The following is a 6,620-nucleotide window of genomic DNA, read 5'->3' as shown; positions in this document are numbered from 1 at the left end:
TATGAAAATTCAGTTTGTTACCACAACTGTTTATAATAATCTAGATTTATTAGTAGAGGTATAAATCTATAAATGAATGGAGTTTAAAATGAAATATTCTACTGTCATTTTTGACTTAGATGGAACATTATTGGACACATCCAAGGGGATAATTACTTGTGCAAGATACACAGCGGATAAAATGGGCTTTCCTGATTTAACAAATAATCAACAAAGAAACTTCATTGGACCTCCAATTCTTGACTCTTTTATGCGAGAATATGGTATTTCTGAAAGTAAAGCAAGAGATGTTGTTGAAATTTATAGAAAGAGATATAAAGAAATAGGTTTATATGAGGCAAGTCATTATGACCGTGTAATTGGCTTATTGACTATCTTAAAAGATAACAAATGTAAATTGGCTGTTGCAACACTAAAAAGAGATGATTTTGCAAAAGAAATTTTAAGGCATTATGAACTATCTGGCTTTTTTAATTTTATTAAAGGAATTGATGCTAAGGATACACTTAGTAAATCGGATATACTTTTAATGTGTTTAAAGGAATTGGAACAAACTGATTTATCTAAAGTGATTCTAATCGGTGATAGTATTTATGATTCAATCGGTGCAGAACAAATAGGAATTGACTTTCTTGCTGTAACATACGGATATGGATTTAGAAATAAAAACGATGCGAACAAAAGTAGGAATGTTTTTATTGCTGAAAATGCTGACGATATCCTAAATTACTTTAATTTACTTTAAAAGTACAATTTCACATATTTATTAGTTTTATTGTTGGCAATTAAGGAAAGGGAATAATTAAGAATAAAATACTATAATTCTATATATTTGTAGCGGTTTAATATTTAATTTAGCTTGTTTGCTAATATAGGAGGTAATATGCATTGAAAACTATACTTGTAACAGGAGCTGGGGGATATATTGGGAGTGTCCTAGTACCCAAGTTATTAAATAAAGGTTATTCAGTTAAAGCGATTGATCGTTTCTTTTTTGGTGTTGATAAACTACAGCCACATCCTAACTTAACAATTGTTCATGAAGATTGTAGAAGATTAACAGAATCATACTTTGTTGGAATTGATGCAGTTATAGATTTAGTTGCTATATCAAATGATCCTAGTGGCGAATTATTCAAAGAAATTACATATGATATTAATCATTTATCTAGAGTAAATACTGCTTCGCTAGCAAAGAAAATGGGAGTAAAACGTTATATATTACCTTCCACTTGTAGTATTTATGGTTTTCAGGATAAGGAGGCAATTGTTGACGAGAATTCGCTTACAAATCCACTAACAGTCTACGCCAAAGCAAATGAAAAAGCAGAACAAGGGGTAATACCTTTAGCAGATGATGGGTTTACTGTTACTGTAATGAGGCAAGCAACTGTATATGGATATTCACCAAGGATGAGATTCGATTTAGCTGTAAATGGTATGACATTTGGTGCATGGGAAAAAGGAGTAATCCCGTTAATGCGGGATGGTGCTCAGTGGAGACCTATGGTTCACGTTGAAGATACAACGGATGTAATGTGCCTACTGTTAGAGGCTGAAGCAAATAAAATTAATGGTGAGATATTTAATATAGGTTCAAATCGGAACAATTATCAATTAGGCCGACTTGCTGATGAAATTGCTACTGCATTGCCAATTGATGTGAAGATAGAATGGTACGGAGATCCAGATCATCGCTCATATCGGGTTAATTTTGACAAGATTGTAAAAACATTAAATTGGGAAGCAAAATATACAGCGGCAGACGGAGCACTTGAAATTTTTAAAAAATTAGAAGATGGTACGCTGCAAAAAACTGAGCAAACAATTACATTGAATTGGTATAAGAAGTTAATTGAATGGCACGGTTTTATAAAGCAAATTGATTTATATGGCGGGGTATTGGAAATTGAAGAGAGAGATTCGTCTAAGGATTTAATAATTTTAAGTTAGATTTTATTATTAACATTTCGTTCTTTATTAAGAATACATTAGTAGTGGAGGAATTACGATGGGTAAAATAACAAGAATAGGCATAGCCGGGACTGGTTTAATAGGCAAAGGCTTAGCGATAGAAGTTATCAAACAAGATGATTTACAGCTTTCTAGTGTGTTAACACGCAGAGATATTTCTACAATGGAAGACTATCCAGCCGTAGGTGCTTTAACGAATTCTCTAGATGAAATTATTGATAATTGCGACCTCATTGTGGAATGTAGTGGTGATGTTATTTACGGAACAGAGGTGATTGATAAAGCAATTAAAGCATCAATACCTGTCATTACAATGAATGCAGAACTTCAAGTGACAACAGGTTCATATTTTGCAAAGAGAGGATTTATTACTGAAGCTGAAGGGGATCAGCCAGGATGTCTAGCCTCCTTACATGAAAATGTCGTGCAGATGGGTTTTAAACCTTTAGTATATGGAAATATTAAAGGGTTTCTAAATTTAGATCCTAAAATGGAGGAAATGGAATACTGGTCGAAAAGAAATGGTGTCAGACTTGACATGACTACATCATTCACAGATGGGACCAAGGTTCAAATTGAACAAGTGCTAGTGGCGAATGGATTAAATGCAGGTATTGCTTGTGATGGACTTCTGGCACCAAGCTCGGATGACTTGAATAACACCGGTGCCGAATTGGCTAATGAAGCTAAGCGTTTAGGGCACCCAATTTGTGAATATGTTTTAGCTCCGAAAGCACCGCCAGGAGTTTTTATTACAGCTGAACATGATAGTAACCAAATGGATGCATTAAGGTATTTTAAAATGGGGGAAGGCCCATTTTATACCATTCTACAAAACTACCATCTTTGCCACTTAGAAATTATGAAGACAATAAGAAGAGTCATAAACGGGGGAGGAGTACTTTTGAATAATGGAGAAAATCCTACTGCCAGTGTTGCTGCAGTTGCAAAAAGAACGTTACTTCCAGGGGAGAAAATAGAAAAAGGTATCGGAAGCTTCCAAGTAAGAGGTGAAGCAGTAACCATCTCTAAAAATCCTAATCATGTGCCAATCGGCTTACTTGTAAATGTAGTTTTAAAGAGTCAGGTTAACGAGGGTGATATTGTCACTTTTGACGATGTAGAACTACCCGAAAGTTTGGCATTACTTGCTTGGTATGAAACTGTGAATAAAAAGCTAGTCACAAAATAAAATTACAATTTTAAAAAAGAATTTGTGGGAGTTGTTGGCTTTTTATAACCTGACTCTCCTACCTTTTTTCTTTACAATAAATGATTATCAAGATTGGAGTTTTGTCATGATCGTTGACATCCATAATCACATTTTACCTGGATTAGATGATGGCCCAAAAAACTGGGATGAAATGCTACTGCTTGCCAAACAAGCAGTAGCAACTGGGATCACCCATGTTATCGCAACACCTCACCATAAACATCAACATAAGGAACATTTCTATGAAAATAATCCTTTGACAATTAAGAATTTGGTTAAGGAAGCAAATATACACTTAAAAAATAATTCAATACCATTAACCATATTACCTGGTATTGAATTTCATTTACATAATCACATTCAGACAGATATTGAAAAAAGAATAGAAGATTTTTTAACTCTGAACAACACTGGGAAATATATGTTAATTGAGCCTCCGTGTCATCATTTACCAGAGCAAATAGATAAGATTTTTACACTTTTACAACGGCGTGGCTTTGTACCAATCATTGCTCACCCAGAACGTAACCGAGTTTTAAGAAAAAATCCTTCAATAATCTATAATTGGGTGAAAAGCGGAATATTAATTCAAGTTACAGCGGGTAGCATCAATGGTACATATGGGAAAAGGCTTAAAAATTTTTCATTGCACTTATTAGATCATAAGCTTGTTCATTTTATTGCGTCAGATGCACATCATTATAATAGACGGAAATTTGAATTAATTCCATCCTATGAATATATTGAAAAGAACTTTTCAATGAATTACCGTAGATTTTTAGAAAAAAATGCGATTCAAACTTTAAGTGGATTAGAAATTACCATAAATGAACCAACATATATTGATAGAAAACGACAATATTTTTTCTTTTATAATCATCCCTTAAATCGAATGAAAGAAATCTAGGGGTTAACATCGGAGGTGAACTTATAATTTTGAAAAGAATCATAGATTTATTAGGGGCACTTTGCATCTTGTTTATGTTTTCATTCCTCATTATAGCAATAGCCATTATTATTAAAATTAAAATGGGTTCTCCGATATTTTTTAAACAAACTAGACCCGGCAAGCATGGAAAGCCGTTCAATATTTATAAATTTAGAACGATGATTGATAAAAGAGATGATAATGGGAATATGCTCCCGGGTAAATATCGGTTGACCAAAATAGGAGTCTTACTACGGAAATATAGTTTAGATGAACTACCACAGCTTTTTAACGTTATAAAAGGAGATTTAAGCTTAGTTGGTCCAAGACCTTTGCTAACTGAATATCTTAACTTATATACTTTGGAACAAGCTCGTAGACATAATGTAAAGCCCGGTATTACAGGCTGGGCACAGATCAATGGTAGAAATGCGATTGATTGGGACAAAAAATTCGAGTTGGATCTTTGGTATGTAGACAATCAATCTTTCTGGCTTGATATTAAAATCTTACTTTTAACGATAAAAAAAGTCATTAAAAAAGATGGTGTCAATGCCAAAGAGCATTACAGCATGGAACGTTATAAAGGTATAAGTAAAAATATGTGAAATTTGAACGAGGTGTAAAATATGGAGAAAATCGCAATTACAGATGTAGGTGTTGCTCCTGCTGAGAATGTTATTAAATCACTTAATCAATCTGCGACAAAGGAAAAAATAGTTGGTGTTTCTAGAAATCCATTCAATCTATTTTCCTCTAAAGCGGAAATTAAAAATCGTATCCCATATGAATATGCTTTTGGAAATAAGTATAAGGAATCATTATTAAATTTGTTAAAAAAGGAAAAGCCTGGTTTATTAATTTTTATGAATGATCGTGAAATACTAGAAGCTTCAAAGTTTAGAGATGAAATAACAGCTACTGGAACAAATTTGTTTATGCCAGAGCACCAGGTGATAGAGGCGTGTACGGATAAATATAGATCATATGAAATATGGGAAGCACAAGGAATAAAAGTTCCAAAAACATTGATTATTAATAGTCGAGATGATTTAAAAAAGGCTTTTAATATACTTGGTAATCAGGAGGGGAAGATTTGGTTACGCTCAACAATCGGAGCGGGTGGAAAAGGTGCTTTACCTACAAACGATTATGAGTTTGCTGCCAATTGGATAGATCTTTATAATGGTTGGGGAGGATTCACTGCTTCTGAATTATTACAATCTGAAAAGACAGTTACATGGCTTTCCATTTGGTATGAAGGAGAACTGGTCGTTGCACAAACTAGGAGAAGGAAATCCTGGGGATTCGGAAACCGTACCTTATCTGGAGTAACGGGTATAACTGGGGTAGGTGAGACCTATTCAGATGATACAGTAAATCGAGTAGCGTTAGATACAATACTAGGAATTGATGCCAAACCCCATGGTGTGTATGGAGTCGACATGACGTATGACCAAAATGATTTTCCTAACCCAACTGAAATAAATATGCGATTTTTTACAACCTGTTATTTCTTTACTGAAGCAGGTTTGAATATGCCTGAAATATATAAGGATATTATACTTTATAATAAGTTCCCAACATTAGAGAAAAAAATCAACCCTTTACAAGACGGATTGCTTTGGATTAGAGACATGGATCGAGAACCAATTTTAACAACAGAGGATGAAGTGATGAAAGGGATTCAGAATCAAAAGGTTACTATATAATAGACCTGTAAAAAAGCCAAAGTTATTGAGGTGAGTAATTGTGAGAATCGCTTTTATCTCCGATATCCATGGAAATTCAGTTGCTTTAGAGGCTGTTCTTCAAGATATTGAAAAGAGAAACATTGATAAAGTTTATGTATTAGGTGATATATGCTTTAGGGGTGCAGAACCTAAGAAATCATTATCCTTAGTTAGAGATTTAAAAACAGAATTAATTAAAGGAAATGCAGATGAGTGGATAGTTCGCGGGATAAGGAAAGGAGAAGTCCCAGATCAAGCATATGAAGTAATGAACAAAGAACGAGATTGGGCATATAATCAACTTAGTCAGGAAGAGATCCACTACCTTGAGGATCTTCCTATTAACTTGACCTTAGAGTTAGAAGGTAAGAAAATAACAGCCTTCCATGCAACACCAAATAGTTTGTTTGATATAGTCTCTCCTTCTGAAGGTGACTCCGTTATACAAGAGACCCTCATGAAGGACCCTAGTTCAGACATCTATATTTACGCTCATATTCATAAACCTTACATCCGCTTCATTAATGGTAAATGTATCATTAATACTGGAAGTGTTGGCCTACCTTTTGACGGCCTTCCAAAATCGTCTTATGCTATCCTTGAAATTGGTGAAAAAGATTTAGAAACAAAAATTGTAAGAGTTACCTATGATGTTGATAAAGCTATACATTTGTTTGCTGAAACGGATTACCCGAATAAAGAATTAATGATTTCAATTTTACAAAATGGGGAGCTACCTAAATAGGTGGCTCTTTTTGTTCTTGCGAAGGGG

Annotated in this window: 7 protein-coding genes; all 7 read left to right on the top strand. The window is 34.0% G+C overall.

What is annotated here, in order from left to right:
* Window positions 1-88: 88 nt before the first annotated feature.
* The 7 genes from V7112_RS22110 to V7112_RS22080 all read left to right on the top strand — a co-directional run bounded on the left by V7112_RS22110 (window position 89) and on the right by V7112_RS22080 (window position 6,593).
* Window positions 89-745, top strand: coding sequence for an HAD hydrolase-like protein (locus V7112_RS22110; RefSeq protein WP_335423822.1), 657 nt, complete (start codon window positions 89-91; stop codon window positions 743-745).
* A gap of 143 nt (window positions 746-888) precedes the next feature.
* Complete coding sequence (locus V7112_RS22105; protein ID WP_335423820.1) at window positions 889-1,953, top strand: NAD-dependent epimerase/dehydratase family protein; 1,065 nt, start codon at window positions 889-891, stop codon at window positions 1,951-1,953.
* Between the two features lie 58 nt (window positions 1,954-2,011).
* Window positions 2,012-3,166 carry an NAD(P)-dependent oxidoreductase gene (locus V7112_RS22100; protein WP_335423818.1) on the top strand — a complete coding sequence of 385 codons (1,155 nt, stop codon included), beginning with the start codon at window positions 2,012-2,014 and terminating at the stop codon, window positions 3,164-3,166.
* 106 nt (window positions 3,167-3,272) lie between these two features.
* Window positions 3,273-4,094, top strand: a complete 822-nt coding sequence (locus tag V7112_RS22095) for a tyrosine-protein phosphatase (protein WP_335423815.1) — start codon at window positions 3,273-3,275, stop codon at window positions 4,092-4,094.
* Window positions 4,095-4,117: 23 nt separating this feature from the next.
* Window positions 4,118-4,723 carry a sugar transferase gene (locus V7112_RS22090; protein WP_335423826.1) on the top strand — a complete coding sequence of 202 codons (606 nt, stop codon included), beginning with the start codon at window positions 4,118-4,120 and terminating at the stop codon, window positions 4,721-4,723.
* A gap of 21 nt (window positions 4,724-4,744) precedes the next feature.
* The gene (locus V7112_RS22085; protein ID WP_335423813.1) at window positions 4,745-5,827 is read left to right on the top strand and encodes a carboxylate--amine ligase; all 1,083 of its coding nucleotides are present in this window, start codon (window positions 4,745-4,747) and stop codon (window positions 5,825-5,827) included.
* A gap of 40 nt (window positions 5,828-5,867) precedes the next feature.
* Window positions 5,868-6,593, top strand: coding sequence for a metallophosphoesterase family protein (locus V7112_RS22080; protein WP_335423811.1), 726 nt, complete (start codon window positions 5,868-5,870; stop codon window positions 6,591-6,593).
* Window positions 6,594-6,620 lie beyond the last annotated feature (27 nt).

This window comes from Bacillus sp. JJ1566 (assembly GCF_036962685.1).
In the GTDB taxonomy this organism is placed as follows: domain Bacteria; phylum Bacillota; class Bacilli; order Bacillales; family Bacillaceae_L; genus Ferdinandcohnia.
The sequence above is the reverse complement of the archived record's forward strand: the minus strand, read 5'-3'. Positions and strand labels throughout refer to the sequence as shown.